At 71.0% G+C, this 2,666-nt stretch carries 2 protein-coding genes and 1 pseudogene; all 3 read right to left on the bottom strand.

Annotated elements, in window-relative coordinates:
* On the bottom strand, positions 1 to 695 hold a 695-nt coding region (locus SSNG_RS18775), incomplete at its 3' end, for a phosphatase PAP2 family protein (RefSeq protein WP_007265446.1).
* A 204-nt stretch (positions 696 to 899) separates the two neighbouring features.
* Positions 900 to 1,919, bottom strand: coding sequence for a bifunctional lytic transglycosylase/C40 family peptidase (locus SSNG_RS18770; protein WP_007265445.1), 1,020 nt, complete (start codon positions 1,917 to 1,919; stop codon positions 900 to 902).
* A gap of 59 nt (positions 1,920 to 1,978) precedes the next feature.
* A pseudogene (locus SSNG_RS43930) lies at positions 1,979 to 2,666 on the bottom strand (hypothetical protein); the annotation flags it as partial.

Here is a 2,666-nt window from a genome sequence, read left to right as displayed (position 1 = left end):
TACGCGGCGAGGTCGCTCTCGGCCGGCCGATGCGCCAGCTCGACGGGGCGGGCCACCACGCGCTCGCGGGCCCGTACGAGCACCCCGAACCGGGGCGAGCGGGCGACCGCCCTGACCACCGGGGCGAGCGCCGCCATGGCGAGCGGGGCGAGGAGCAGGACGACGGCGGTGCCGAGCGCGAAGCCGCCGACGACGTCGGTGGGGTAGTGGACGCCGAGGTAGACCCGGCACAGCCCCTCGGCGAGCGCCAGCCCGATCCCGACGAGCCCCAGCCGGCGGTTGACGAGGAACACCCCGACGCCGAGGGCCATTCCGAGGGTGGCGTGGTCGCTGACGAAGGAGAACCCGGAGCCGGGGGCGCCCGCGCCGCCGAGCACTTCGATGCCGTCGTGCTGGAGGAACGGCCGCGGCCGGGCGACGAATCCGCGCAGCGGGACGTTCACCAGGAGGGCGACGGCGGCGGCGAGGGGGGCCCACACGAGCGCGGCGAACGACTCGGCGGCGGTCGCCTCGTCCTGCCGCCTGGCGCCGCGCCAGCACCACAGCACGAGCAGCACCATGGCCAGCGGCAGTCCGTACGACCCGGCGAAGGCCACGGCCCGGTCGAACCAGCCGGGGGCGTGCCGGGAGAGGGAGTTGATCCCGTACAGCAGGCTGACATCCACGTTCGGCCCACCGGTCGTGAGTCCAGCCATGCGCCACGGCCCCTTGCCTGCCTAGGTCCCCTGCGGGCGCACGACGGCGTGCGCCCCCTTCAGCCCCCCAGCCGATCGACCCCCCCGTGCTCATGGAACGCCCGTTCTGCCTGGGACGTTCCACTCTCCACCGAATGATCACTCCAACGTTATCCAAGAGAGACTCATCACCGCAGCTCAGGGCCTGCGCTTCACAGAGAGTCGCTAGGGCTTGGAAGTTGACGCAGACCGCTCCGGAAGGGCTTCGGCCCCGTCCTTGGTCACGCGGGTCGCTCCGAAGTAGTCGGGCGTGTCGATCTTGTCGAAACGGATGACCGCGCCGGTGAACGGGGCGTTGATCATGTAACCGCCGCCCACGTACAGCCCGACGTGCCGGATCGCCCGAGAATTCGTCAGATCATCGGAGAAGAACACCAGATCACCGGGCAGGAGTTCCCCGCGCGAGGGATGCGACCCGGCGTTGTACTGGTCGTTCGCGACGCGCGGCAGCTCGATGCCGACGCTCTCGTACGCCGCCTTGGTCAGCCCGGAACAGTCGAACCGCCCGTTGTCCGCGGCCGTCCCGTCCCCACCCCACAGGTACGGCGTCCCGAGCTGCTTCTGCGCGAAGTACACGGCCCCGGCGGCCTGCTGCGCGGGCGCCACCCGGCCGACGGGCCGCGCGAAGCTCTTCTCCAGGGACCGGATGGCCTTCACGTAGCCCTGGGTCTCGCTGATCGGCGGCACGCCCCCGGCCTTGATGACCCGGTAGGGGCCGGCGTTGTAGGCGGCGAGCATGTTGTCGGACCGGTCGCCCGGAACCTGCGCCACGTCCTTGGCGAGCTGGCAGTCGTACGTGGCCGCCGAGGGGATGGCGTCCTTGGGGTCCCAGATGTCCCGGTCCCCGTCGCCGTCGCCGTCGACCCCGTACGTGGCCCACGTCTCCGGGATGAACTGGGCGATGCCCCGGGCGTCGGCATGGCTGAGCGCGTCGGGCTTCCAGTTGCTCTCCGTGTACAACTGCGCCGCGAGCAGTGCCGGATTGAGCGCTGGGCAAAGGTTTCCCCACCGCTCCACCAACGGCTGGTACACCGCCGGCACCGCACCCTTCACCAGCCCGACCGCGCCCTGTCTGGCGCCGCCCGCGATGCCCGCCGCCGCCGAATAGGTGCCGACGACCAGCAGCGCGACGAAGGTCAGGCACACACCGATCCCGATCCCGCTTGCCACCCAGAACTTGCGCACTCGTCAACACTGCCTCATGCCAAGCCACCTGACAGTGCATTCCGCAGTCCGGCCGGGCACTATTTCACCGGAAAGCCGGTGCAGTAGACACTGCTGTACTCCTTGACCCCACGGACCCGGTAAACCAGCACGGTCCAGTCCCCCGGATCGTTGGCGGTCGGGATGCCCGGGAACCTCTTGCGCGTCCCCTCGTTGTCGACGAGCTGGGTGGAGAAGTCGTCGGGGTAGATCAGCTCCACCTCGCCCCCGGGCCCCGGGGACTTCAGGTCCACCGGCTTGCTGGCGTAGCCGATGCCGTGGTTGTAGTCGCGGACGGACTCGAAGGGGCGCTGGACGCGCTCGTCGATCTCGTGCGGCGGCTTCACCCCCACGGAGATGGCGTAGGGGGCCTTCTCCGTGTTGTACGGCTTGAGGAAGACCCGGATCTTCACCTTGCCCGTGACCGTCTGCGCCGCCGGGTCGTCGGTGTCCACCGCCGAGACGTTCAGGAAATCCGCCCGCTCCTCATTGGGCAGGTTGCAACCGCCCGTGGTGGCGCTCCACAGGTCCCGCGACACCTTGTTCGGCTCGATGTGGTCGGGCACCGCCCCCGCCCCGCCGCCCTGAGCGGACGCGGACGGGCCGGACGGGCCCTGCGCGGACGGCTGCGCCGACGCCGCCGGGGCCGGGCTCCCGCTCCCGCTCGGCGCGGCGGCCGCCCCGCGCTCACCGCCGCCCTTGTCCCCGCCCTTGGTCAACAGGTACCCG

The organism is Streptomyces sp. C (assembly GCF_000158895.1).
GTDB lineage: Bacteria > Actinomycetota > Actinomycetes > Streptomycetales > Streptomycetaceae > Streptomyces > Streptomyces racemochromogenes.
This window is presented reverse-complemented; position numbering and strand designations above follow the sequence as displayed.